Consider the following 829-nt stretch of genomic DNA (forward strand, 5'->3'; position numbering starts at 1 on the left):
TGCCCGGCCGCACCGTCGGCACCGGCGGTGCCGCCGGTCCCGCCGCTGCCGGGGGCCCCGCCGGCCCCACCGGCCCCGGGATCGCCGACATCACCGCCGTTACCGCCGTAGCCGCCCTGCCCGGGAGCCCCGTTGGTGCCGATCACCGAGTTACCGCCGGCACCCCCGTTGCCGGCATCCCCGGCATCCCCACCGCGCCCGCCGGCCCCGCCGTCGCCGTTGACCCCGGCGGTGGCATCCCCGCCGGCCCCGCCGGCGCCGCCTCGACCGCCATCCCCGCCATCACCGCCGTTACCGCCGTTTTGTCCGTTACCCAATTCGGTGGCGGTGCTGCCGTTGCTGCCATCACCGCCGTTACCGCCGGCCCCGCCGGGCCCGCCGGCCCCGCCAGCACCACCGTCACCGCCATTGCCCGACACGGTGCCGCCCGCGCCGCCGGCCCCGCCGGCCCCCCCGTCACCACCATTGGTGCCGTTGAGACCATCCCCGCCGGCACTCGGAGTGACGCCGGGGCTGTCGGCGCCGTTGACACCGGCGGCGCCGTCACTGCCGGGCGCCCCAGCACCGCCGGCCCCGCCGTTGCCGCCGTCGCCGACCGGGCCGGCGTTGCCGCCGGTTCCCCCGGCCCCCCCGTTACCGCCGGCCCCGAACGCCCCACCCAGGCCGCCGGGGCCCCCGGCCCCGCCGGTCCCGCCGTCGGGATGGGCGGCGTCCCCGTTGGCGCCCACACCCCCGGCCCCGCCGGTCCCGCCAACCCCGTAGGTGCCGCCCTGCCCCCCGGCCCCACCGGTGCCGCCGGGCACCGCCGGGTTGCCCGACGCCGCCCCGG

General features: G+C 81.1%; 1 protein-coding gene. It reads right to left on the minus strand.

The window, feature by feature from the left end:
* Positions 1-829, minus strand: an 829-nt coding sequence (locus F6Q13_RS18220; RefSeq protein ID WP_293059535.1) for a hypothetical protein, incomplete at both ends; no start/stop codon positions are given.

The sequence above is a fragment of the Mycobacterium sp. genome (assembly GCF_008709575.1).
Taxonomy (GTDB): domain Bacteria; phylum Actinomycetota; class Actinomycetes; order Mycobacteriales; family Mycobacteriaceae; genus Mycobacterium.